Source organism: Arthrobacter sp. NPDC080031, from assembly GCF_040702485.1.
Taxonomy (GTDB): domain Bacteria; phylum Actinomycetota; class Actinomycetes; order Actinomycetales; family Micrococcaceae; genus Arthrobacter.
In genome coordinates this window covers 215,350-239,153 of sequence record NZ_JBFBLA010000003.1, presented here as the reverse complement: position 1 = coordinate 239,153, position 23,804 = coordinate 215,350, and the positions used below count along the sequence as shown (strand labels likewise).

Genomic DNA, 23,804 nt, shown 5'->3' with positions numbered 1-23,804 from the left:
CCGGCCTCCGGGCCAACCTGACGGCAGCGGGCCGCAAGAGCCAGATGATCGTGAACGGTCATGGAGGGGTAGAGCGCCGGCGTCGTTCGGCAGACGCTCCGTACGTGGCGCGCGTCGGGAGAGCCAGCGTCGATGCCGCACAGACGAACGCTCCCGGCCCAAGGTTGGAGGAAGCCGCTGATGAGCTCCAGGAGAGTCGATTTACCGCTGCCGTTGCTGCCGGCCACCCGGTAGAGCCCCGGCTCGTCCATGCTGAGACTGAGTCCGTCCAGGACGGGTGAGCCTTCCCGGTAGCCGGCGGTTACAGAATCAATTTCGATCGAAGCCTCAAAAGACGTTGGTGCAGGCATACGGCGGCTCCCAGGGTCAAAAGGATGGAATAGCCCAACAACAGCACGGTGCTGAATGCAGGGCCGACAACAAGGATGAGCGAGCAAGGAGAAATCAGGAGGAGCGTGAAGAGGCCGTCCATCACATCATTGGATTTGGTGCCGTCAGTGGTGGTTGGCGGACGGGAGAGCGATTCCGCGACCACTCCGGACGCTGCGACGATCAGACCCGCGAAAACAGCACCGGGAGCCGGAAGGTCGAAGGCGAGAAGTGCCCCTAGGAAGACAAATCCACCGATGGTCGCCCCCGCCATAACGTAGATTCCGACGAGCCGGACAACGATCGCGGTGGCCGGGACGCCGTTCTCCCACGCAAAGCGGTAGTGGTACAGCTTCGCAGTGGGCCCGATCCGATAAAGCATCGGTTCCGTGACCCCCAGGCTCAGGAGCACGGCAATACCAATCAAGCCCTTATGCAGCTCCCCGCCGCCGAGAGCCGAGTGCAGGGGAAGGATGTCCCGGGCTCCCAGGAGGATGCCGACGACGGCGATCCAGGCGAGCACGATGGTAGTGATCACGGAGCCCTGTTTGCTGCTCAACAGATCGGTGACAACGAATACCCCGAAGTTTCGCACCGGGCGTTGGCTGCCGCCCCGTCCGATGCCGAGGGAAAGCTTGCGGTAGCTGAGGCGGCGCCACGCCCGGATGCTGAGGAGGAGCAACACCCCGGAAATGACGGCCCCTAGAAAGCACAACCCCGGAAGGAAACGTGAGGGGTCGTCTGCGAGGCCGTCGAGCCGGGAGAGCCTGGGCACGAGGAAGCCGGTGGCAGCCCCGAGCAACAATCCGAGGATGAGGGCCAAGAGACAATACAGCCAACGGAGGCCTATCCGTCGTGCAGGAGTTGAAGCGAAGTGGAGAACGCAGTAGGCGCACGCACAGGAGGCGAGAGTCAGGACGGAAACCGATGCAGCCACGACGTTGAGGTAGCTCGAGGATTCTTCGAAGAAGACTATGAGGAATACCGCGGCCGAATACCAAAGGATGCCAATGCGGCGGAGCGCCGGGACGAGGCCGTATCTCACGACAACCTGCGGGAGGGGAAGTTCCATCGCCCGGAAGAGCTCCAAATGCGGAGTGCCGGAGACTGCCAGCCGCCGGCTTGAAACTACCTCGGTGAGCACTGTCGCGACAGCGCAGTAGAGGATCGCGAGGAATCCCCAATTGAGCACAGCGGCCGTGTCATGGCGGAGCGGGCCGTCACGAAGAACAGACATCGTGGACGCGAACACCATTGTTCCGAGCAGGACCAGCGCTATTGAGCCTAAGAGCGCGAGGGACCTGAAGGCATCCAGGGTGAGTGGCAAACGCATCGCATTGACGATTTCGAACGCCCGGAAGTCCCGCAGGATCCGGTAATCGGACCGCCGGACCGACGCGGCAGTGACCCTGGCGTTCGAAACCTGGCGTTCGACGTCGGCGGCAGAGACTCTGGTCCTCATCAGCGCCTAGAACTTGCTCCGGGGACTCTTCTTCTGGACTGAGTCCATGAAGGCCACAAGGGTGAGGACCGCAAGCCCGAGCGCGCAGACGACGGCGATTGCCGACGTCGTTCCCTGGAACGGGACAACTATTACCGGACTGAGGGCCGCCGCGTTGGCAAAACCGGCGACGGCGAAAACGGCCGCCTTGAGCGGTAGCCATTTCCCGGCCGGGCTGAAAGCCGCAAGCAGGGGTGCCGCCACGGCGAAGACAAGAAGCATGGTGACCGTCGTGTTCTTCAGGGCCAACGGATCAATATTGTTGAGGCCATCCGGGGCAGGAGAAGTCCAAATGAGGCCGACGGAAATGCACGAGAATGCAGCGACCATGAGGCCAACGATTCGTAGAAGAAGGCTGTAAAGCTGAGTAGTCATTGGGAGTTTCTGTCCGTGGGTGGTGGTCGGGGAAGGTCAGCCGATAGCGACTATTGTTGACAGAGCCATGGCTGAAAGCACAACGAGGATCTTCCTGCCTGTGGAAAACCCGCGCCAATGTGGGAAGAAGATCGCCAGGGCAAGAACCGCCATCGAGGGGAAATAGGCCCAATATCCGGGGATCTCCCGCGGTTGGATGACGCCGAAAACCACGCTGAATAGATTCACCGGAATCGTGGCGAGAATGGCGATCACAAAGAAGGCCCCGATATTGAGGCGACCGGCAAGTACCGATTTTCCCGGGATCACGCGTTTGTCCAGGAACGCCGCGAGCGAAAAGTACAGGGCGATGATTACCGCGTAGACAAGGAAGAACAAAACAGTGCCGACCGTCATGGAGAGATTCAGCAGGCGATCGTCCCCGATTTCCGACCGTACGTCCGCCGGAACGTTCGCGTTGAGATACCTTCTGGTCAGGGGAAGCCGCAGGGCTACCAAAGCCATCAACAGAATGTAGCCCGCGATCCACAGAGAACGGGACGTGGAGACCCATTCCCTGGCTGCCGTTGGCTCGGGCCGCAACTTTCCGACCTTCGCGACGCTGATGACGGTTTCGGACTCCCGGCCGTCCTCCGTGCTGGTCATGAATTCCTCCTCAGCTCCTTAGCTGGATCACGATGGCCTCGATGGCGGCCCCGAGGACTATCAGGGCGATGGCAATGGCCAAAGTGCCGAGGGAACGGGCCATGTCGTCGATGAACGACCGCACAGTTGCCGGCTCGCTCTTCATCAGCAGCCTGCGGGCCAGACCCGCGGCGGGCTGCAATCCGGCGGTTGCCGCCAGCACCAGGCCGAAGAACTCGAACGGCACATACCAAATCACGTCGGCAACCAGGCCGGCGCCGCCGACGGAATGCACCCCGAGGGATACCGTCGCTCCGACATACAGCGCCAGGATTCCGGCTCCGAGAAGCGTAGTCAGCCCAAGGGTCGCGACCCCGGAATAGAGCACCAAGGCTGCGCCGACGTTCCGCCCAAGGATCTGGAGGAAGTCTTTGCTGTAGAGGGGACTCCCACCCATATCCCTGGCGTCCCGAATCCAGGACAAGTCCACTGCAGAGTAGCCGAAGACGGCAATGACTGCCATGGCCAGGCCCGTGCTTGGGAGCAACCATCCAGGGATGCCCCCAAGCACGCGTGCTGTCTTAGCAAGCATCGATTCAGGCGACTGCTTGCGCCCGGCCGATGCGGAAGAGGACGCTTCGAGCCGTTGCGATCAAGGCACCAGTGATTCCAGCCCCGAAGATCGTGCCGATGACGACGAGAGCCCAGCCTCCGACCTCGATGGCGTGCATGATCTGGGACGCCGCCGCGGCAGAGATGCCAAGGGACCCGGCGATCCACGAAACAGCCAAGCTCGCGCTGAAGATGCCGACCACACCCAGCGCCGCTGCGGCCGCCGCTTGAAGCCCGGTCCTTTTCCTCATTGTTGATTCCACTTCAACCCCATTTCTCGAGTAGAACGGCCAACGGTATCGCTGGCCTTGAAAGCGGCGACCCTCCTCAGCGGAAGACCATCCACGATTCAGATTCTCTCGGTGAAATTGGCGTCTAAGTGTAGAAAAGCGAAAAATCAGTGTGCCCAGGGCCGTTTCTCAGTGTAAACAAGCCGGATCTCCGTGTGCGTGCGGGCCCGTCTCCGTGTATTTCGGGGGAAAACACGGAGGGCCTCCCGCGGCCGCCCATCACGGCCGCGGCAAGCCACAGCTACCGTCTCGTCGACGGTGCCTTGGCCGGGGACCCGACAATGAACGGCCTCGTGTTGAGCGGTTCGACAGGAACAATTGGAGGCTTGACTTCAGAGATCGGCTCCGAAGGCTCACCGTAGGAACCGGTTCCGAGTCCCCGAACCGTCCAGCCTTGCGCCCGCCATGCTCCGGCGTCCAGGACGTTCCGCGCGTCCAGCACCATCCGGCGTCGTACGAGCGAACCGACGGCGGCCGGTGACAGGGCGCGGTATTCGTCCCATTCGGTGAGCAGCAGCACGAGCTCCGCGCCTTCGAGAGCGCGCGTCGTGGACGCTTCGAAGCGGAGCTGGGGGTAGCGCATCCAGGCATTGTTGATGGCCTTGGGATCGGTCACGGTCACGTGGGCGCCGGCTGCGGCCAGTTGGAGTGCGACGTCAAGGGCGGGGGAGTCACGGATGTCGTCGGTGTCCGGCTTGAAGGCCGCGCCCAGCACGGTGACAGTGCGGCCGGAGAGGAAGCCCTTGCACATTTCACTGGCGACGTCCACGGCGCGGGCGCGCTGGCCCAGATTGATCGAATCGACCACCCCCATCCACTCATCAACGGAAGGCACGGACAGCGCTTGTGCCTGTGCGCGGAACGAGCGGATGTCCTTCGGCAAACAGCCGCCGCCGAAACCCAGTCCTGCGTGCAGGTAGCGGTTGCCGATGCGTGGATCCAGGCCCATCGCCTCACTGAGCTCGGTAACGTCAGCCCCTGAGGCGTCGCAAAGCTCGGCCATCGCGTTGATGAAGCTGAGTTTCGTGGCGAGGTACGCATTGGAGGCGGACTTGATGAGCTCGGCGGTCGCGAAGTTGCAGACCAGCCGCGGGATCCCGGCGGAAATCAGCGGTTCGTAGACGGCGTCGAGGGCGGCCGTTACGCAGGCGCCGTCGGCAGAGTCCTTGCCGCCCGGCACGCCGTACACCAAACGATCCGGTACCAATGAATCCTTCACGGCCGTGCCCTGGCGCAGGAATTCGGGGTTCCAACCGAGCAGGACATCCGGCCTGCGGGCAAGGATGCCGCGGAGCATGTCCACTGTTCCCACAGGAACGGTGGATTTGCCGACGACGGCGGCGCCCCTCGCCAGATACGGGAGGAGGCTCTTCGTGGCTGCGATTACGTAGGAGAGGTCCGCGGTATCCGAAGTCTTGGACTGCGGGGTGCCCACGCAGAGGAAGTGCGTCCGGGCGTCGGCGGCATCGGCGAAATCGGTGGAGAACGTGAGCCGCTTCGTGGCGAAGCCGTCCCGGAGAAGTTCATCGAGGCCCGGTTCGTGGAAGGGAGCGAAGCCCTTGTTCAGGTGGGCCACCTTCTGGGCGTCGACGTCGATGCCCACCACGGTGTGGCCCATCGACGCGAGCGTGGCGGCATGTACCGCGCCAAGATAGCCGCAGCCGACAACGGAGATTTTCATGCTGGAAGTCCTTTGCTGGAAGTCACGGAAATGATGGCGGGCTCGGCCGGCTGAAGCTCGGTCGCCTGCGGGTGGCTGGGGGCAGCGGCCGGCTGAAGCGGGTGGCTGGGTGCAGCGGCCGGCTCCACGAGTGCTTCGCCGGCGATCACGGCCTCGTAATGCTGGACGAGTTGGGCACTCAGCACCGGCCAGGTCCGTCCTTGGACCGAAGCGAGTGCTGCCGTTCCGAATGCGCGGCGCTTGGCGTCGTCGCCCACCAGGTCCTGCACGTAGCCGCGCAACTGCTCGAGGTCTCCCGGTTCGTAGAGCCAGCCGGTGCGCGAGTTTTCGACGAGATCGAGGGGACCGCCGCGGCCTGTGGCCACGACGGGAACGCCCGAGGCCATGGCCTCCTGGATGGTCTGGCAAAACGTCTCGAACTCGCCAGGATGAACGAAGAGGTCAAGGCCCGCCACGACTTGGGCCAGTTCGTCGCCGCCCAGGAACCCGGTGAAGAAGGCGTTCGGCAGGGCTGCTTCGAGGGCAGCGCGTTGCGGACCGTCGCCCACAATGACGAGCCTGGTTCCCGGCAGGTCCGCCAGGACGGCAAGGTCCTCCACCTGCTTCTCCACCGCGAGGCGGCCGACATAGCCGATGATGCGCTCGCCGCGGGGCGCCACGGAGCCGCGCCACGCCGTCGAGCGCTTGGTGGGGGAGAACCGCGCGGTATCCACACCGCGCCGCCACATGCCCACCCTTAAGATCCCGCGGCCGCGCAACTGGTTGAGCGCGAACGTGGACGGGACCAATGTCCGGTCTGCACGAAGATGGATGTTGTCGACCCGGTTCCATGCCCAGTTCTCCAGGATGGGGACGCCGTACCGGGCGGCGTAGCTGGGGACCTCGGTTTGGTAGATGGCAACCGTGGGGATGCCGAGCTGGTGCGCGGCCTGCACGGCCCGCCATCCGAGGACGAACGGGGACGCGAGGTGGACGACGTCCGGTGCGTAGTCGGCAAGGATTCTCTTGACCCGGCTCACACCGCCCAACGCCACCCGCACATTTGTGTATCCGGCCAAGGGTACGGAGGGGAGACGGTGGACAAAAGCGCCGTTCACGACGTCCGAGACGGCAGTGTCCGACGTCGACGGCGCTATCACCATCACTTCGTCGCCGCGCTCTTGCAGATGCTCCAGTACCCGCAGGATGGAGTGGGTTACCCCGTTCATGAGCGGCAGGAATGATTCGGCAACGATAGCGATCCTCACCCCTCCACGGTGTGCGCGGAGGTTGGCGAGGCGGGGGAATGGGCGTGACGGTAGGGGGAAGGTTTGGTTAACAATTTGGTCAGTGACTACCGGGCTGAGAGCGGCTAAGCAGCCGCCCTCAGCTTTTGCCGGTCCGCCCTATTTGGCCGGCCTCAGAACGTCCGGCAATTCGTCGACGAATACTGTCCCCGGCGGCTCGTAATAGATGACCAGCACCTCGTCACCCACGTTGAAAACACTGCTCTTGTCGAATGGATGCGCGTGGAAAGCGCTCGTGCCGCCGTGGAACGGCAGCATCACTTCCCCCACCGTGCCCGGCCCGATGCGACCCGTGACCCTGCCGATTTTGCCCGTCAGGCTCCTATCAACCTCTTTGTGCACCGGTTTCCCTATGCGTCAGGGGCTTTGGTGGGCCGCTTGGCCGGTTCCTTGCCGTTCTTGAGCGCAGCTGTGATCGACGGCAGGTAGTTGCCCACCTGGGACAGGATCCCGCCCACCATGCTGTTGAGGCCCTCGCCGCCGTTGAGGACCGTCATTTGCCCCACGTGGGCAAAGGGTTCAGCCGCGGCTGCCACGATCGCGGGCATGTTCTCCGCAAGCTGCTGGGAGATAACGGCCTCTTGGTTGGTTCCGAGCGCCTCGGCACGGGCTTTGATGCCATCCGCTTCCGCCAAGGACTTGGCCTTGATGGCGGAGGCCGCAGCGTCGCCGCGGGCCCGGGTGGCAGCGGCTTCGGCTTCGCCGGTGATCTTCGTAGCTCCCGCAATGGCCGCCGCCGCCGTGGCGTTGGCCTGCGCTTCGACCTCCACCTTGCGGGCGTTCGCCTGGGCCTCGAGCTCGGTTCGCCGCGCCCGCGCCTCGGACGCGCTGATGTCAGCCGCCTTTTGGGCTTCCGCCTCGGTCCGCTGGGCGTATGCCTTCGCATCCGCCGGCTTTCGGATGGACGTCTGGAGCTTTTGCTCCTCGCGGTCCGCCTCCAGCTTGGCCACCTCGGTTTCCTGGACCACAACTTGCTGGCGTGCCGTGGCATCGGCCAACGGACCTGCCTGTGCGGCGTTGGCCCTGGCGGTCTCGGCATTGGCTTGGGCCGCTGATTGCTTGATCGCCGAAAGGCTCTGGGCGTCCGCGATCTGGGCGGCTGCCTCGGCTTCCTTCTCCGCGGCCTCGCGGTTTCTGGTGGCCTCGGCGATGCGGGCCTCCATTTTGACCAGGGCAATATGCGGTTTGGCCAGGTTTTGGATGTAGCCCGTGGGGTCCTGGAGGTCCTTGATTTGGAGGGAATCAACCACCAAGCCAAGCTTTTCCATTTCTATGCCGCTCGCGCTGCGGACCAGGGAAGCGAGTTTGTCCCGCTCCCGGATGATCTCTTCCATGGTCATGCTGCCAATGATCGAGCGCAAATGCCCTTCGAAGACGTTGTAGACCTGGCTTTCCATTTTGGGCTGCTGGCCAAGAAACCTCCTCGCGGCGTTCGCAATGAAAGGCGCGGCGTCACCGATTTTGTAAATGACCACGCCCTCCACAATCACCTGGATACCTTGCGAGGTCACGCAGTTGACCTGAAGCTCTGTTTCATTCAACGTCAGGGATAAAGTCCTCACGGTCTGGAGCCCGGGAACCACCAAGGCACCCTTGCCGGTGACGATTTTGAAATCCATTCCGTCCCTGGTATCGGCACTTCCGCGGGTCAGGCCGGAAATGATCAGTGCCTCGTTTGGTTCAGCCACCTTCCACATCAATTTGATGAGAAGCCTAATGACGGCAACGGCGACAACTACCCCCAATACGGTGACAAGAAGGGGGAGATAAGCAACGAGGTCGAACATAACTGTCCTTTCAACGGCAAGCACCCAAGCGGCTCGTGTAGTCAGTCTGCGGTGGTCTGCTCCAGGAGTCCAGCAATTTGTTTACTTACAATTGACACAACGGATGCTGCTAGGCGTGCGTTCCCACCAGAGTTTCGGTCCTCGCCGTGCCGTCCGCTGGAACCGCGGGGACGCCGTCGCCCCCTTGGCCGTACAGCCAGTCGTTGTACTGGAAGTCGCCGTCCTTGCGGCTCTTGAACAGCAGGTTCCGCAAGATGCGCGCGACGCCGGACACGTGCCAGGACTCGCCCCAGACGCGCGCGGTGCGCTGGACGCGGGCCGTGCGCGTTGCGCGGGCTGAGTTGAAATCGCTGATGGCGCGGTCCCAAGCATCGGTGTCCACGCCGTCGTCGGTGAACACGGAACCGACGGTGGAGTCCTGGAGGACCGCGGCGTCTTCAAGCGCCTGGCAGGCCCCCTGGGCCAAGTACTGAAGCATGGGGTGCGCAGCATCGCCCATCAAAACCAAGCGGCCGTCGATCCAGTTCTCGATGGGATCGCGATCGTACATGGGCCAGCGGATGCCGGTCGCAAGGTTCCGCAACGCGAGCTGGACTGCCGGAATGCAGTCTTTGTAAGCGGCCTCGAGTTCGTCGACGCCACCGTACTGCTCCTCCCCGCGCTCGAATGAGGGCGACTTGAAAACTGCCACGGTGTTGAGCAGTTCGCCTTTGCGCAGCGGGTATTGCACGAGGTGGCAGTCCGGCCCGAGGTAGACAACGACGTCTTCGAGATCGGCTGCGGGGGTCTCAGCCGTGATGGGCACCGTTCCGCGATAGGCGACGTACGACGAGGACACCGGCCCGTCTTGCGCGACGGCGGCGCGGAGCGTGGACTTGAGGCCGTCGGCGCCGATCACGACGTCGGCCTCGTAAATGTCGCCACTCGAGGTGTGCGCCGTGCCGCGGCCGTTCACGGTCTCGACTTTGTCGACGACGACGTCGTTCACGAGGCGGACGCCGGCGTCCTGGCAGGCCTCCAACAGGATCCGGTGCAGGTCGCTGCGGTGGATGACTACGTACGGGGCGCCATAGCGCTCCTCGAACTCGCCTCCGAGGGTCTGACGTGTGAGTTCCTCACCGGTCAGGGCGTCGCGAAACACTAGATGCTTGGGCCTGACGCCGATTTCGAGCGCCTTCCCAAGGAGGCCCCAACGCTTCAGGACGCGGGAGGCGTTGGGTGCCATCTGCAGTCCCGCGCCGACCTCGCCGAATTCGGGAGCCCGCTCAACCAACGTCACCTCTGCGCCGTTTGAGCGGAGGGCCAGGGCGCCGGCGAGGCCAGCCATCCCTCCGCCGACGACGAGGACTTCAGTGGACGGTTTGCGGTCAGACATTGCTCGCTCCTAGAGAGGTGGTGCTTTTGGATTGGTTTTTCGCGGTTTTGATTTTCGTGGTTTTGATTTTCGAGCCGATGATGCCGAGCAGGATGGCCGCGACGGCGGCAGCCCCGGCAAATGCCAGGAAGTTCGAGTTGACGCCCAGCCCGGCCGCCAGCAGCAGCCCGCCAACCTGGGGAGCTGCGACCGCGCCGATGCGGCCGACGCCGAGCGCCCAGCCAAGCGCTGTGCCCCGCAAGTGCGCCGGGTAATGGCTGGCCACCGCCGCGATGATGAGGCACTGGGTTCCGTGCGTCCCGACCCCGGCCAGCACCAACATGACGTAGACAAGGCCCACCGGTGGACCCGCCACGAGTACGGCCAGCGCGACGGCGGCGACGGCGGCTGCCGCGATCGCCGTCGGGATCGGACCGAAGCGGGTTCCCGCCCAAGCGGTGGCCACCGAGCCGACGACGGCACCGAGGTTGAGTGCCAGCGCGAACGTCAGGGCTGATCCGAGGTTGTAGCCGGCCAGTTGCATCAGGTTCGGTAGCCACGTGCCCAGGCCGTACCAGGCAAAGAGCGTCACGAGGGTGGAGATCGCGAACAGGAGGCTCATGCCGAGGTACGGGGCCCTGAGCAAGGACTTGAAGCCCACAGTTTGTTTCGCCTTTTCTGCAGTTGGCAGCTCCGTGAGCGTCTCGGGGAGGCTTTCCGGGAGCGTCTCCGGGAGGAAGCGCAGGCCCAGCGGAACCACCACGAGCAGGGCCACCGCCGCCACCAGGAACATGACCGGCCAGCCGAATGCGGGAATCAGCGGAATGCCTGCCAAAGCGGCAACCGAGCCGCCGATCGGCACTCCGGACATCATCAACGTGGCGATGGTGGACCGCCATTTGGCGGGGACCAGCTCCCCGACCAAGGCATTGGCCGAAGGGACAAGGCCGCCCAGGCCGATGCCGGCCAGCAAACGCAAGCCCCCGAAGACGAAGGCGTTCGGGGAGAACGCACACAGGATGGTGAAGAGCGAAAACAGGGCGGCGCAGGCGATGATGGTCCGTCGGCGGCCCCAACTGTCCGACATCCTGCCGGCGAAGATGGCTCCGATCATCATGCCCAGGAACGCCATCGAACCGACCGTGCCGGCCGTGGCTTTGGTGAGCCCCCAGCCTGTCTCTGTGATGAGGGACGATTGCACCGTGCCGTAGACGATGAGGTCATAGCCGTCGAAAACAACCAGCAACCAGCAGACCAGCACGGCGGTGGCGGAACGCTTGGAGAACCGGGCGGAGGCTTCGGGAGAGTGGGGCCGGCGGGTCCGCTCCGGCGCTGCAGCGGATGGTGTGTGATTCATCCCACCACTGTGTGGGCCACGCTCCCCGACACCAATAGAATTCTGTTGTGCAGAATCTTCCAGCCCGCAAGAAACCGGCCTACTCCATCGAGGCCGTGGACAACGCCCTGCAACTCCTCCAGCTCTTGCGCGACGGCGGCAGCCTGCGGCTCAAGGACGCCGCCGCGGAGTTGGGCGTTGCCCCGTCCACTGCCCACCGGCTGTTGGCCATGCTCGTCTACCGGGGGTTCGCGGTCCAGGACGAGACCCGTCGCTACGTGCCCGGGCCGGCCATGGGGGTTGGGCCGGCAGGACTCAGTTGGACCCGTTTGCTGCGCACGGTGGCCCAGCCGCACATGGAACTCCTGAGCGGCCGGATCAACGAGACCGTCAACCTCATGGTGCGCGTGGGTACCAAGGTGAGGTTCCTTGCCACGGTGGAAGGGACCAACGCCCTGCGGGTAGGCGACCGGCAGGGAACCGTGCTGCCCGCGAACAAGGCCTCGGGCGGCAAGGCGCTGCTGGCCGAGCTCGAGCCCGCCATGATTGAGCAGTTGTTCCGCAGCCACAATGCCGAGATTGGCGGGGACAACATTCCCGACGGCGAATATCCGGCCTTCCTCCGCGAGCTTGAAACGATCCGGAGCAACGGATTCGCCGCGAATTTCGAGGGCACCGAGGAAGGAATCAGCGCTTTAGGGGTGGCCCTCCATAACGGGCGGGGTGTTGCCGTGGGTGCGTTGAGCGTCGCGACTCCCGTGGCAAGGTTCCGCAGGCTCTTCGACAGCGGACTCGTGGGCATCCTGCGCGAAACCCAGCGCCAATTGGAGATCGACATCGCCGCCAATCCGGCCGAGTCCGAGCCGTAGCGCACCCAACTGACTCGCAGTTGATGTCGTTTTGCGGGCCCATAACGACATCTACTGCCAGTCAGTTGGGCCAGTTGATTCTGGCTAGCAGAATATGATGGAGATCATTCGGGGGCTTCCCTAGGGTCTTGGAGTACGCCAAAAACTGTCCCGTACCCCTCAAGGAGGTCCCCTGTGTCGATCAGCGCCGATAGCACAACCCATGAGTCAGTTGCCGCCGGCACAGTGCACGCGGTTCCGGAACCGACTCCCGAGGAAGCTGCCCAGCTGGATCAGTTGTACCGCGACTTCGAAGCCGGGAACCTGGTCCCGCTCTGGACGGAGATCGCGGACCTGATGCCGATGGTGCCGTCCCCGAAGGCCGTGCCGCATGTGTGGCGCTGGAACGATCTTTACCCGCTGGCCGCCCGAGCCGGGGACCTCGTGCCGGTCGGGCGTGGTGGGGAACGCCGGGCCATCGCGTTGGCCAACCCAGGCTTGGCCGGCACACCGTATGCGACGCCGACGTTGTGGGCCGCGATCCAGTATCTGGGTGCGCACGAGACGGCCCCGGAGCACCGCCACTCACAGAACGCGTTCCGTTTCGTCGTCGAGGGCGAAGGGGTGTGGACCGTGGTGAACGGGGATCCTGTGGCGATGCGTCGCGGGGATTTCCTGCTGACTCCGGGCTGGAACTTCCACGGCCACCACAACGACACCGATCAGCCGATGGCCTGGATCGACGGGTTAGACATTCCGTTCGTGCATTACGCCGACGCCGGGTTCTTCGAATTCGGCACCGAGCGGGTCACGGACGAGGCCACCCCGGACGTCTCCCGTTCCGAACGCCTGTGGGCTCACCCGGGCCTTCGCCCGCTGTCCGGGCTGGAGAACACGACCAACTCGCCCATCGCGGCTTACCGCTGGGAGCACACGGACGCGGCCCTTCGCGAACAGTTGCTTCTCGAGGACGAAGGCCACCCCGCCACCGTGTCCCAGGGCCACGCCGCCGTGCGCTATACCAACCCGACCACCGGCGGGGACGTCATGCCCACCATCCGCGCCGAGTTCCACAGGCTGCGGGCCGGGGCTTCCACCGAGCCGCTGCGCGAGGTCGGCTCGAGCGTGTGGCAGGTCTTCGAAGGCACTGGCACCGTGGTGCTGAACGGGGAGTCCAAGGTCCTGGCGAAGGGTGACCTGTTCGTGGTCCCGTCCTGGGCTCTGTGGTCCCTCGAAGCCGAGAGCGAGTTCGATCTCTTCCGCTTCAGCGACGCCCCCATTTTCGAACGACTGAACTTCAACCGCACGTACATCGAAGGACGCAACAAATGAGACTCCTCACCCTCCGCACTTCCGCCGGAACGACGACGGCGGTCCGCCAGGACGGCAACATCCTGACCGAGATCGACGGCTTCTCCGACGTGGGCGCCCTCCTGCAGGACCCCGCCTGGGCGGCCATAGCGGAGGCGGCCCACGGCGCAACGCACGCGTACGACGGCGCCGACCTCGCCGCCGTCGTGCCCTCACCGGGCAAGATCATCTGCGTCGGTCACAACTACCGCAACCACATCAAGGAGATGGGCCGGGAAATCCCGGAATACCCCACCTTGTTCGCGAAGTACCAGGAATCCCTGATCGGGCCCAACGACGACCTCGCGTTGCCGCAGGAATCGGACACAGTTGACTGGGAGGCCGAGCTCGCCGTCGTGATCGGCAAGAAAGGCCGGCGGATCAGTGAAGCCGACGCGGCCGATCACATCGCCGGGTACTCGGTGTTGAACGACATCAGCATGCGCGACTACCAGTTCCGCACCATCCAGTGGCTGCAGGGCAAGACCTGGGAGAAGTCCACGCCCTTCGGGCCCGCGTTGGTCACCAAAGACGAGTTCACAGCCGGGCCCTTGATGACCTCGGCCGTTGACGGTGAGATCCAACAGCAGACCCCCACCGGGGACCTCGTGTTCACGCCCGAATTCCTGGTGTCCTACATCTCGACCATCATCACGCTGAACCCGGGAGACGTCATCGCGACCGGCACCCCCGGCGGGGTGGGCCACGCCCAGGACCCCAAGCGCTACCTCCAGGAAGGCCAGCTTCTGGTCACCACCATCGACGGCCTGGGCCAGCTGAACAACCGCGTGGTCAAGGAAGCCTGATGGTCGCCCGCCACGACCTCACCACCGATCCGGGCCTGCAGGAACAACTGCTGCAGGCCCGGCGCGGGACCGCGTTTTTCGCCCGCAAGCTCAATGAACTCACCGATGCCGGGCTCGACGGCGGTTCGCTGCTTCCCGGCTGGAGCCGCCGCCACGTTGTAGCACACATCGGCTACAACGCCCGGGCCATCGCGCGGCTGGTGGAATGGGCCTCGACCGGGGTGGAGACCCCCATGTACCCCTCAGTCGCGGTGCGGGATGAGGAGATCAACTTCGGCGCGACCCTTTCTCCCATCGCGTTGCGGAACCTCTTTGACCACTCCGCCGTGCACTTGAGTGTGGAATGGCGCGACCTGCCCGAGGACGCCTGGCACCACACGGTCCGGACCATCCAGGGCAGGGAAGTCCCGGCGTCGGAAACGGTCTGGATGCGCACCCGCGAAGTCTGGGTCCACGCCGTGGACCTGGACAACGGAGCATCATTCGGTGACATCCCGGCGTCGGTACTGGAACGGCTGCTCCGCGACATCACGTCCGCGTGGTCCGCGCGAGGCACCGATGCCGGGTTGTTGGTCAGAGTCACCGGCACGGACCTGGTCTTCGGGGACCCGGACGCAGCCGTCGTGGTCGCCGGGCCCCTCGCCGGCGTCGTGCAGTGGGCCACCGGGCGCGGGACCGACGGGGTGGCTGGGGGCGCTGGGCAGGTGCCGGCGGCACCCAAGTGGATCTGACGGCGTCGGGCACAAAGAAGGTTGGCACAGCTCCCGGCTTCTTCACCGCAGGAACTGCACCAACCGCTTGTATGACTATTCAGATTTAGCTGTAGATCCTACCCATTGGCGGCTCCTGTAATCCCGGGCTAACTTAATCCGGGCCTGTGAACAGGTCTATTTTGCGTCGTCAGCCAGATGCCGTGAAAACATCCAGCCTGCGGCGATCATCAGGATGCCCAAAACCATGAACGTCCAGTTGTCGAGCGTGTTCAGCGACAGGAAGTTGGCCGCCGAATCAACCCCGACACTCAGTCCATACACACTGAACACGATGTACAAGGCACCGAAGCTCATCAGGATATTGCGTGCGCTATGGCCGCCCGAGCGGGACATCGCCCAGCTGGTTCCACCGATGAGCAGCTGCACAATGTTGAGCAGCAGCGACACTTGGAACACACCCAGGAGCATTGCGTGCGAATTTGGCCCGAAGAACTGCAGTTCCCCGTACCGCATGGTGATGCCCGGAATGAATCCGAGAAGGCCCACCAGCGCCATCAGAATACCTACACCCATGCCGATGTTCTGGATGTCCGTCCGTCCAAAGTGAACACCGTGTGCATGTGGGGTTGCGGTAGTCATTTATGCCCTCCATCCACCTATTGCGAACAATCCAATTTTACGTCTGACATATGCAAAAAGCGCGGGGATCGGCGGCCCTCGAGGTGCCCGGGGCGGCACTCGGGCGGCCCTCGGGGCGGCGCTGGGGAGCGCCGCCGGCGGGCCCCGACGCCCGCTCACTTGTATGGCGTTTTCCCCGGACGCTCGCTCACTTAAACGGCGGCGGCACGGCGGTCGTGAGCGGGCGTTTGGCGTTCGCGCCGCATAAGTGAGCGGGCGTTGGCCGGGAGGGGGATATAAGTGAGCGGGCGTTGGTGGATTTGCGGGCCGCGCGGGCGCCTGCCGGGGGAGCGCGGCACGCCGTGGCACGATAGAACACGATGAAACTGCGCGCTGATCAGACCGGTAACCATGGCCTGCCCATGCCTTTGTGGCTGCAGGGTGCCCTTGAGTCGGCCCAGGCCGCCATCATCTCGGCGCTCGTGGTGGTCCTGCCGCTCATCGGCGTCTGGGCAACTGACGGATTCCAGAACCACACCATCGACTTCCTGGCACGCTTGGCTGGCCAAACCTGGCTCCTCGTCCATGGCGTGCCGCTGCAGCTTGCCACCGTCAACATGGGAACCGCAGGCCTGCCGGGATCCGGGATGCTGTCCCTTATCCCGCTCGGACTGACGTTGGTCCCCTTCCTCCTGGCATGGCGCGCGGGCCGCCGACTGGCCAGGGCTTCCTACACGGACCAGCTGTGGCAAGCCTTCTTCGGAGCGTTGCTTGTCTACGGGGCGTTCGGCGCGGCCACCGGGTTCGTGTGCCGCACGCAGGACGTCGTCATCAACATCTGGTTCGCAGCATTCCTGCCGCTTATCCCGTTCGGCCTCGGCATGGTGGTGGGCGCCCGGCGTGAGTCCGGCTCCTGGAGCAGGCTCATTGGGGTCGACGCCGTCGATTGGCTCGCGCGCACAAGCCAACATTCCCGTTGGGCCGGTTCCTACTTCGGCTCCGCCATCAAGGCCGGATTCGTGGCGGTCATGGCGGCCATGACACTCTCGGCGACACTGCTCGCCGTCGACCTTGTCATGCACTGGACGGACATCATCGCCGTCTATGAAGGCCTGAAAGCCGGGGCCCTCGGCGGCGGCGTCCTGACCATCGCCCAGCTCGGCTACCTACCCAATCTGGCGGTTTTCACTTTGGCCTGGTCCTCCGGCGCCGGGTTCTCCCTCGGTGTCGGCTCCCACGTCGGGCCGCTGGGCACCGCCGTCGGGCCCCTGCCTGCGATTCCTGTTTTCGGCGCGCTGCCCACCGGACAGCTCGACTTCGGTGCCGCGGCCCTTGCCCTTCCGGTGATCGCCGGTCTGTTGGCGGGCTGGTGGTTCCTGCGCGCGGGGGAGAACCACTTCGACGAATGGCTCTCCATCAAGATCAAGGCGCGCTGGTTCACGGCTCCTGTTTCCACGCTGATCCTTGGCGCGCTCATCGGGTCTGTGGCCGGGGCTTTGGCTGGAGGCCTTGCCTGGCTGGCGCGCGGTTCCGCCGGAATCGGTCGCCTCACCGAGATCGGCCCGGACCCGCGGGGGACGGCAGTCTGGATCGCCGCGGAGGTGGGGATCGGCGTCGTGATCGGTTACTGGGTGGGGCCCTGGCTCGAAAGGCGGCAGAAGCTCCGCGAAGCGGATCTCGAGGATGCCGTGTACGACGGCGACCGCCGCTAAAGTGCCCGCCTCACCTGGCTTGCGCCCCGGTTAGCGCAATCCGGAGGGAATGGAGTTTTGGAAGTCCACCTGGCACGAGTTTTGGGCGTGGAGCGTCAGGGCGCCCCGTGCACAGTCCCTCAAAGTGGTGATCTGTTGGAAGAAGACGACGGCGGTGATCACCAGCAGGCACATGATGGCGGTGACCACGAGCCCGGAAATGGTGCCAAACAGCACGATGCGCGGTTGCTTGAACCGGATCGTCCGGACGAGGACCACCACTCCAAGCACCCCCGCGATGACGGTGAGGACGGCACTGAGCCAGACGTAGCTGATGTTCAGGGTGTAGACGAAGACGGCGCCAAGAACAGTCAGCAGGAATGCCCTGAACAGCGTTTGGGTAACGGCAAGCGCTGATTTGGCAGCCTCGCTCTGTGGCTGATGCTGCGGGGTGGGTCCAACGCCGGAATTCATGTTTTCCAGCCTACGCGAGCCAGCCATAAGCTAGTGCAATGCGCATTGTTGTCCTCGTCTCCGGCACCGGTTCCAACCTCCAAGCAGTAATCGACGCCGTGAAGGCGGGAGAGCTGGACGTTGAGATCGCAGCCGTGGGAGCCGACCGGCCGGGTACTTACGGCGTGGAACGCTCCGCTGAAGCTGGACTGGACACCTTCGTGGTGGACTTCAAAGACTATGCAGACCGGGCCGATTGGAACGCCGCGCTTACCAAAGCCGTCGCCTCGTACGATCCGGACGTGGTGGTTTCCTCCGGATTCATGCGGATTGTCAGCCCGGAATTCATCGACGCGTTCGGCGGCAAGTACCTCAACACGCACCCCGCACTGCTGCCCGCTTTCCCCGGAGCCCACGGAGTCCGCGATGCCATGGCCTACGGCGTGAAAGTGACTGGCTGCACTGTCCACTGGGCCGACGCCGGCGTGGACACCGGGCCCATCATCGCCCAGGAAGCTGTCGAAATCGCCCCGGACGACACCGAAGACACCCTGCACGAACGCATCAAGGTGGTGGAGCGCAGGCTCTTGGTCCGGACCCTCGCAGACCTCGCGGCTGGAAAGCACGCCTGAGTCCCCCTTCCGACCCAACTGACTCGCATTAGACCTCGTATTGAGGCCTGAAAACGACACCTAATGCGAGCTAGTTGGGCACCCCTCGGGGACATGTGCGGCACTCCTCGAGGGACATGCCCACCGCTGACCCCGAAGGGTGGACATGTGCGGCACTCCCCAAGGGACATGCCCACTGCTGCCCCCGAAGGATGGACATATTGCTGTTATGTCCACTCGTAGCCTCGGACAGGGGGCATGCTCAGTGGAGGTCGAGCTGCTTGGTCTCCGGGGCAAACAACGCCATCCACAGCACGGACAGCACAATGAGCCCGCCGGCCAAGGCGAAGGACGTGGCCAAGCCGAACTCGGGCCAGAAATACGAGGCGAACACGAGCGGCCCGATCCCGGCTCCAACCCGTGAAAATGTGGATGCCCAGCCGAAGCAGGAACCCCGAAGCTCGGTGGGGTAGAGCTCCGACACGTAGGTATAAAGCACCGGTATGGCCACCTGAACAACGAAGCCGAACGCCAGCAGCCAAAACACCGCCGCGTCAGGAATGTCCACCACCAATGACACAATCACCAGGGTCAACGCGGACAGTGGCCCGGTGATGGCCAGGATCCACTTGCGGCCCACGCGCTCCACCAGCACCGCGGCGGCCGCCACGCCCAAGAGCCCGACGCCGGCCATCCCGGCTGTCGTCACGAAGGCCTTGTACTCCTCGAATCCTGCACCGATCAGAATCCGCGGCATCCACGTCAGGCTCAAGTAGTAGACCAGGAGGATGCTGAAAAACAGGGCCCATGCCGCCGTCGTGATCTTCCAGTTGAACTGCCAGATGAGTCGCAGCTGCTGCCACCCGCTGGAGGCGGAGAGGCGCGGCGCGTCGTGTGGTGCGGGAAGGCTGTAGGCGCGAGGCTCGGCTCCTGTGGCCAGGACGAGACTGTCGATGACGTCGGCGGCCTCCTGGCGCCGGCCTTTACGGATGAGGAAGAGCGGGGATTCGGGCACGCTCCGCCTGATCCAGAACACCAGCAGGGCAGGCAACACCATGACGAGCATGGTCAGGCGCCAATCGGCAAAGGCTGCAACGAGTCCGGCCGAAATGAAGCCGCACAGGGCTGCGCCCACAGGCCACCAACCATCCATTGCAGTAAGCACTTTGCCGCGTTGCTTCCGTGGGGTGAATTCACCTACCAAGGCGTAATCCACTGGAATGCACCCGCCCAGGCCGAAGCCGGCCATGAAGCGGAAGATGCAGAACCAGACTAAGTCCGGGGAAAAAGCACCCAGCACGGTGAAGATCGAGAAGATGAGCAGGGTGGCGGTGAATGCCCGTTTCCGCCCGATCGTGTCCGCGATGGTTCCCCAGACGAAGGCGCCCAAGGCCATGCCTATCAGGTTGGCAGTGCCGATCCATCCGGCGTCGGCGGGCTGGAGGGACCAATGCTTGGAAAGGAGCGGAATGAGGATGCCGTTGAGGGTGACGTCCCAGGCATCGAACATGAAGCCGAGCCCACCGATCAGGAAGATCCGGCCCTGGACCTTCCACCGCCACGGCAGCTCCTGGACAACCTGTTCGCCGCTCGGGACGGTTGTGTAAGTATTCATTTCCCCTCCTGGGGAAACTCTATCCGTGCTTCTCGATCGCCTTTCGCAGGAATCCCCCGGCCTCATCCAAAGCATTCTTCGCCTGCGCGGGATCGATGCCGGTCAGCAGCACCAGGATGGCCGCCTTGACCGATCCGCCGACGGAATCGAGCGCGCGAATCGCCGTCTCCGCGTCCACGCCGGTGGCATGTTGGATGGTCCGTTGGGACCTCGCAAGGAGTTTGTTGTTGGTGGCGCGCAGATCGACCATCAGGTTCCCGTAGGTCTTCCCGAGCTTGACCATGGCGAGCGTGCTGATCATGTTGAGGACGAGTTTCTGGGCGGTCCCCGCCTTCAGCCGCGTTGAACCGGCAATGAACTCCGGGCCGACTACGACGTCGATCGCCACGTCCGCCAATTTGCTGATGGGTGAGTCGTGGTTGCAGGCGATCGATGCCGTAAACGCGCCCCGGCTGCGGGCCTCCTCGAGGGCGCCGATCACGTACGGCGTTCGTCCCGATGCCGAGATTCCGACGACGGCGTCCGCCTCGGTCACGCTGATGTCGTGCAGGTCCCGGGCCCCGGCCGTGGCGTTGTCCTCGGCGTATTCCACCGGTTTCTGGATGGCCTGGGTGCCGCCCGCGATGATCCCGATGACGAGTCCCGGGGGAGTGCCGAACGTGGGCGGGCATTCGCTCGCGTCCAAGACTCCGAGCCGTCCGGCAGTTCCGGCGCCGACGTAGAGCAGCCGACCGCCGCGGGCGAGGCGTTCCGCAACGGCGTCGACCACTGCGGCGATCTGTTCGCTGGCTTGTTCGACGGCGGCCGGGACGCCCCGGTTCTGCTCGTTCATGGCGGCGACGAGTTCGGCCGTGCCCATGGTGTCCAATTCACTGAGCGCGGGCGATGCCGCTTCTGTTTGCAGGCCCGCGAGCTCGGAGCGGAGTTCCTTGAGCCGGTCGCCGTCAGGGGAACCGGGAGAGTCAGTGGAAGGTGCGTCAGGCTGTTCCGTCACGGTGAATGTACCTTTCCTGGAGGAGCCCGCGGCGGGTCGCTGCGAGGGCGGCCCCGTCCATGCCATGGCCGAGTGCCGCAACCACCTCAATCCCAGCCGAAGCGAGGGCGTTGTGCAAGAGCCCGCCGAAGAACTCCGATTTCACGACGCCGCCAAGGAGCGCCACTTGCTTCGTGCCGCCGTTCGTGTCGCCGGAGGCAAGCAACACAGTGTTCACGAGGAGCCTGCACGCTTCGTCCACAATGCCGCGTGCGACGGCGTCTCCCGCCTCCGCCTCTTTCAGCACCGCAGGGGCGAAACGCGCCATCGTCCGGGCCGGGTTGTCGGATTCGGCGAGCCACGCGGGAAGCTGCGCGGGCGAGCCAACGAGCGCGGCAGCCGCGTCGAGCAGCGAAGTGGCAGGGCCGCCGTCGTGCGCTTGCAGTGCGGCCTGGAGACCCTGCTGGCCGATCCACCGGCCGCTTCCGCGATCGCCCAACAGCGGTCCCCAGCCGTCGGCACGGTGGAGGGTGCCGGCGTCGTCGAAGCGGAAGGCAACGGCCCCCGTGCCCACAATCAGCACTGTTCCGGGCGCGCCGTCCAGGGCGCCGAGCTGGGCCGCGGTGGCGTCCGAGAGGACCGCGGCCGGGACCTTGAAGCGTTCGGAAAGCAGAACGGCGAGCCGGTGGGAGTTCGCCGCGGAGGCCTCAACCCCGGCCACGGCGGCGCCGATTCCGCGCAACGAACCTTCCGGGAAAGCTGCCGGAAGCCCTCTCGGCAGCATGGATGCGGTGTCCGCGAGAAGCTCGAAGGCGAGCCGGGCGCCGTTGTCCATGCCCAGGCCGGGGAAGCCTTGCTGGTCCGCCGAGCCCAACACCTCATCGCCCTGCCGGAGTTCTACCCTGCATCGGCTCTTGCCGACGTCGGCCACCAAAATCACATCCGCGGAATCCATGGCCCAACCATATGTTGCGGGCGCCGCCACGTCTCGAAAAACTAAGAGGAGCCACAACACGATAAACTCATCCGTATCCCCAGCAACCGCGGAATCCCGCGATATAAGACGGAGACTTTTGTGAGCTTGACGCAGCTTGACCGTGTTCCCATCCGCCGTGCACTGATCTCGGTTTACGACAAGACGGGGCTGGAGGAGCTCGCGAAGGGCCTGCACGCAGCAGGAGTCGCCATCGTCTCCACCGGCTCCACCGCGAAGAGGATTGCCGCAGCCGGTATTCCGGTCAAGGAAGTCGAAGAAGTCACCGGTTCCCCGGAGATGCTCGATGGCCGGGTCAAGACCCTGCACCCGCGCGTGCACGGTGGCATCCTGGCCGACCGCCGGGTTCCTGCCCACATGGAAACGCTGGCCAAGATGGAGATCGAGCCCTTCGACCTCGTGGTGGTCAACCTCTACCCGTTCGTTGAGACCGTCCGCTCCGGCGCTGAGCAGGACGACGTCGTCGAGCAGATCGACATCGGAGGCCCCGCCATGGTGCGTTCGGCCGCGAAGAACCATGCCGCCGTCGCGATCGTTGTCGACCCGAACTTCTACGGCGCCGTGGTGGAAGCCGCCGCTTCGGGTGGCTTCGACCTGAAGACCCGCCGCCGCCTGGCAGCGAAAGCCTTCGCCCACACCGCAGCGTACGACACGGCCGTTGCCACCTGGACCGCCAGCCAGTTCCTCGACGAAGACGGCGATGGCGTCATCGACTGGCCCGCCTACGCCGGTCTCGCGCTGGAGCGCTCCGAGGTCCTGCGTTACGGCGAAAACCCGCACCAGCAGGCCGCCCTCTACGTGGACAAGGCCGCGCCCGCCGGCATCGCCCAGGCAGACCAGCTGCACGGCAAGGCCATGAGCTACAACAACTTCGTCGACGCCGACGCCGCCCTCCGAGCCGCATTCGACTTCTCCGAGCCCGCGGTCGCCATCATCAAGCACGCCAACCCCTGCGGCGTGGCCGTCGGTTCCGCCGATGCCGCCGACCCCATCGCCGACGCCCACGCCAAGGCCCACGCCTGCGATCCGGTGTCCGCTTTCGGCGGCGTCATCGCGGCAAACAGCGTTGTCACGGCGGGTATGGCGCAGACCGTAGCCGGGATCTTCACCGAGGTTGTCATCGCCCCGGGCTTCGAGCCGGAAGCCGTTGAAATCCTGTCCAAGAAGAAGAACATCCGCCTGCTGGCGCTGCCGGACGGTTACGGCCGCTACCCGACGGAAATCCGCCAGGTCTCGGGCGGCGTCCTCGTCCAGGAAGCCGACAAGGTGGACGCCGACGGCGACAACCCCGCCAACTGGACCCTGGCAGCCGGCGAAGCCGCCGACGACGCCACGCTGGCCGACCTCGCGTTCGCCTGGACCGCTTGCCGCGCCGCCAAGTCCAACGCGATCCTCCTCGCCAACAACGGAGCCGCAGTCGGCATCGGCATGGGCCAGGTCAACCGCCTGGACTCGTGCAAACTGGCCGTTGAACGCGCCAACACCTTGGGCGTTCAGGTGGAGTCCGGCGGTGCTGTTGGGGGCGATGCCCCCGGCGGTGCCTCAAATGTCGGAACGACAGAATCAGCCGCGACTGGCGCACCCGAGCGCGCCCGCGGTGCCGTGGCCGCTTCCGACGCGTTCTTCCCGTTCGCCGATGGCCTGCAGATCCTGATCGACGCCGGTGTCCGCGCCGTCGTCCAGCCTGGCGGTTCAGTGCGCGACGAGGAAGTCATTGCCGCGGCCAACGCCGCCGGGATCACGATGTACTTCACGGGAGCAAGGCACTTCTTCCACTAAGCCTGGACTTCCACTAAGTCCGCCCGCTCCACCGAGTCCACCCGCTCCACCAAAAAATGGACATGTCCCCCCTTTCCCGGGGGACATGTCCATTTTTTATGCTCAGGACTGGGCATATTCCTAACATGTCCAGTCCTG

23 protein-coding genes and 1 pseudogene are annotated in these 23,804 nt (G+C 64.6%); 7 read left to right on the top strand and 17 right to left on the bottom strand.

The window, feature by feature from the left end:
- Positions 1-2: 2 nt before the first annotated feature.
- The 12 genes and pseudogenes from AB0323_RS04145 to AB0323_RS04090 all read right to left on the bottom strand — a co-directional run.
- A pseudogene (locus AB0323_RS04145) lies at positions 3-350 on the bottom strand (ATP-binding cassette domain-containing protein); the annotation flags it as partial.
- Complete coding sequence (locus tag AB0323_RS04140; RefSeq protein ID WP_366176229.1) at positions 302-1,831, bottom strand: hypothetical protein; 1,530 nt, start codon at positions 1,829-1,831, stop codon at positions 302-304. The pseudogene AB0323_RS04145 and the gene AB0323_RS04140, both read right to left, overlap by 49 nt.
- 6 nt (positions 1,832-1,837) lie before the next feature.
- Positions 1,838-2,245, bottom strand: coding sequence for a hypothetical protein (locus tag AB0323_RS04135; protein ID WP_366176228.1), 408 nt, complete (start codon positions 2,243-2,245; stop codon positions 1,838-1,840).
- A 36-nt stretch (positions 2,246-2,281) separates the two neighbouring features.
- Positions 2,282-2,890, bottom strand: a complete 609-nt coding sequence (locus AB0323_RS04130; protein WP_366176227.1) for a hypothetical protein — start codon at positions 2,888-2,890, stop codon at positions 2,282-2,284.
- Positions 2,891-2,900: 10 nt separating this feature from the next.
- Positions 2,901-3,461 (bottom strand): hypothetical protein, encoded by a 561-nt coding sequence (locus AB0323_RS04125; protein ID WP_366176226.1) that lies wholly within the window; start codon positions 3,459-3,461, stop codon positions 2,901-2,903.
- Between the two features lie 4 nt (positions 3,462-3,465).
- A complete protein-coding gene (locus AB0323_RS04120; protein ID WP_364538441.1) occupies positions 3,466-3,732 on the bottom strand; it encodes an uberolysin/carnocyclin family circular bacteriocin in 267 nt (88 codons plus the stop codon).
- A 280-nt stretch (positions 3,733-4,012) separates the two neighbouring features.
- A complete protein-coding gene (locus AB0323_RS04115; RefSeq protein WP_366176225.1) occupies positions 4,013-5,452 on the bottom strand; it encodes a UDP-glucose/GDP-mannose dehydrogenase family protein in 1,440 nt (479 codons plus the stop codon).
- A complete protein-coding gene (locus tag AB0323_RS04110; RefSeq protein WP_366176224.1) occupies positions 5,449-6,699 on the bottom strand; it encodes a glycosyltransferase family 1 protein in 1,251 nt (416 codons plus the stop codon). Before AB0323_RS04110 ends, AB0323_RS04115 begins: the two co-directional genes overlap by 4 nt.
- 138 nt (positions 6,700-6,837) lie before the next feature.
- Positions 6,838-7,080 carry a hypothetical protein gene (locus AB0323_RS04105; RefSeq protein WP_366176223.1) on the bottom strand — a complete coding sequence of 81 codons (243 nt, stop codon included), beginning with the start codon at positions 7,078-7,080 and terminating at the stop codon, positions 6,838-6,840.
- 8 nt (positions 7,081-7,088) lie between these two features.
- Entirely contained in the window at positions 7,089-8,525 is a 1,437-nt protein-coding gene (locus AB0323_RS04100; protein WP_366176222.1) for an SPFH domain-containing protein, read from the bottom strand.
- A gap of 109 nt (positions 8,526-8,634) precedes the next feature.
- Positions 8,635-9,900: an FAD-dependent oxidoreductase gene (locus AB0323_RS04095; protein WP_366176221.1), complete on the bottom strand. Its 1,266-nt coding sequence runs from the start codon at positions 9,898-9,900 to the stop codon at positions 8,635-8,637.
- Complete coding sequence (locus AB0323_RS04090; protein WP_366176220.1) at positions 9,893-11,236, bottom strand: aromatic acid/H+ symport family MFS transporter; 1,344 nt, start codon at positions 11,234-11,236, stop codon at positions 9,893-9,895. The genes AB0323_RS04095 and AB0323_RS04090 overlap by 8 nt, the downstream gene beginning before the upstream one ends.
- 47 nt (positions 11,237-11,283) lie before the next feature.
- On the opposite strand from AB0323_RS04090, the gene AB0323_RS04085 reads away from it, so the two are divergent.
- The 4 genes from AB0323_RS04085 (at position 11,284) to AB0323_RS04070 (ending at position 14,950) form a co-directional block, all read left to right on the top strand.
- Positions 11,284-12,084 carry an IclR family transcriptional regulator gene (locus AB0323_RS04085; protein ID WP_366176219.1) on the top strand — a complete coding sequence of 267 codons (801 nt, stop codon included), beginning with the start codon at positions 11,284-11,286 and terminating at the stop codon, positions 12,082-12,084.
- Between the two features lie 225 nt (positions 12,085-12,309).
- Entirely contained in the window at positions 12,310-13,395 is a 1,086-nt protein-coding gene (locus AB0323_RS04080) for a cupin domain-containing protein (RefSeq protein ID WP_366176256.1), read from the top strand.
- Positions 13,392-14,219, top strand: coding sequence for a fumarylacetoacetate hydrolase family protein (locus tag AB0323_RS04075; protein WP_366176218.1), 828 nt, complete (start codon positions 13,392-13,394; stop codon positions 14,217-14,219). Before AB0323_RS04080 ends, AB0323_RS04075 begins: the two co-directional genes overlap by 4 nt.
- The gene (locus tag AB0323_RS04070; RefSeq protein ID WP_366176217.1) at positions 14,219-14,950 is read left to right on the top strand and encodes a maleylpyruvate isomerase family mycothiol-dependent enzyme; all 732 of its coding nucleotides are present in this window, start codon (positions 14,219-14,221) and stop codon (positions 14,948-14,950) included. The genes AB0323_RS04075 and AB0323_RS04070 overlap by 1 nt, the downstream gene beginning before the upstream one ends.
- A 156-nt stretch (positions 14,951-15,106) precedes the next feature.
- Here the strand turns inward: AB0323_RS04070 and AB0323_RS04065 are convergent, their stop codons facing one another.
- The gene (locus AB0323_RS04065; protein ID WP_284991734.1) at positions 15,107-15,571 is read right to left on the bottom strand and encodes a DUF4383 domain-containing protein; all 465 of its coding nucleotides are present in this window, start codon (positions 15,569-15,571) and stop codon (positions 15,107-15,109) included.
- A 359-nt stretch (positions 15,572-15,930) separates the two neighbouring features.
- Here AB0323_RS04065 and AB0323_RS04060 point away from each other — a divergent pair, with 359 nt between their 5' ends.
- Positions 15,931-17,262, top strand: a complete 1,332-nt coding sequence (locus AB0323_RS04060) for a DUF6350 family protein (protein WP_366176216.1) — start codon at positions 15,931-15,933, stop codon at positions 17,260-17,262.
- Between the two features lie 30 nt (positions 17,263-17,292).
- Here the strand turns inward: AB0323_RS04060 and AB0323_RS04055 are convergent, their stop codons facing one another.
- Entirely contained in the window at positions 17,293-17,715 is a 423-nt protein-coding gene (locus tag AB0323_RS04055; protein ID WP_366176215.1) for a hypothetical protein, read from the bottom strand.
- Positions 17,716-17,753: 38 nt separating this feature from the next.
- On the opposite strand from AB0323_RS04055, the gene purN reads away from it, so the two are divergent.
- The gene (gene purN / locus AB0323_RS04050) at positions 17,754-18,326 is read left to right on the top strand and encodes a phosphoribosylglycinamide formyltransferase (RefSeq protein WP_366176214.1); all 573 of its coding nucleotides are present in this window, start codon (positions 17,754-17,756) and stop codon (positions 18,324-18,326) included.
- 241 nt (positions 18,327-18,567) lie between these two features.
- On the opposite strand, the gene AB0323_RS04045 is transcribed toward purN, so the two are convergent.
- Genes AB0323_RS04045 through AB0323_RS04035 form a run of 3 tightly spaced genes read right to left on the bottom strand, consistent with a single transcriptional unit; the run spans position 18,568 to position 21,848 of the window.
- Positions 18,568-19,920, bottom strand: coding sequence for an MFS transporter (locus tag AB0323_RS04045; RefSeq protein ID WP_366176213.1), 1,353 nt, complete (start codon positions 19,918-19,920; stop codon positions 18,568-18,570).
- 19 nt (positions 19,921-19,939) lie between these two features.
- Positions 19,940-20,914 (bottom strand): N-acetylmuramic acid 6-phosphate etherase, encoded by a 975-nt coding sequence (gene murQ / locus AB0323_RS04040; protein ID WP_366176212.1) that lies wholly within the window; start codon positions 20,912-20,914, stop codon positions 19,940-19,942.
- Entirely contained in the window at positions 20,898-21,848 is a 951-nt protein-coding gene (locus tag AB0323_RS04035) for a BadF/BadG/BcrA/BcrD ATPase family protein (protein WP_366176211.1), read from the bottom strand. Before AB0323_RS04035 ends, murQ begins: the two co-directional genes overlap by 17 nt.
- 120 nt (positions 21,849-21,968) lie before the next feature.
- Between AB0323_RS04035 and purH the strand changes: the two genes are divergently transcribed.
- Complete coding sequence (gene purH, locus AB0323_RS04030; RefSeq protein WP_366176210.1) at positions 21,969-23,666, top strand: bifunctional phosphoribosylaminoimidazolecarboxamide formyltransferase/IMP cyclohydrolase; 1,698 nt, start codon at positions 21,969-21,971, stop codon at positions 23,664-23,666.
- Positions 23,667-23,804: the final 138 nt, after the last annotated feature.